We start from the raw sequence: 272 nt of genomic DNA, 5'->3' as shown, positions 1-272 counted from the left end.
CAAGGGGCCCGGATACCGAACAGCCAAACAGCCGAAGGAAAAAACAAATACTTAAAACAACAAGGACACGCCACGGCGTGTCCTTGTTTGTATTGGAGTTCGGTATTGGTTTTGGTATTTCGGACTGCCCCGTCCTGGCTGGGCCGAGGAGCGCAGAGACAAGCGAATCAGGGCAAAAACGTGTTTGAGCCGCAGGCGAGTTGTTTTTGACCCCGCTTGGCTTGAGCACCACAGGTTGCCCGCAGCGAAGCGGAGGGACCCAGACTGCGGGT

General features: G+C 55.9%; 1 protein-coding gene. It reads left to right on the top strand.

Translation table 11 applies throughout. From position 1 onward, the window contains the following. Positions 1-188 (top strand): hypothetical protein (locus ACEN8I_RS24150; protein ID WP_413331197.1); only part of this gene is annotated, 188 nt, incomplete at its 5' end. Between the last annotated feature and the right edge of the window lie 84 nt (positions 189-272).

This window comes from Polaromonas sp. CT11-55 (assembly GCF_047303325.1).
Classification (GTDB): domain Bacteria; phylum Pseudomonadota; class Gammaproteobacteria; order Burkholderiales; family Burkholderiaceae_C; genus Polaromonas.
This window is presented reverse-complemented; position numbering and strand designations above follow the sequence as displayed.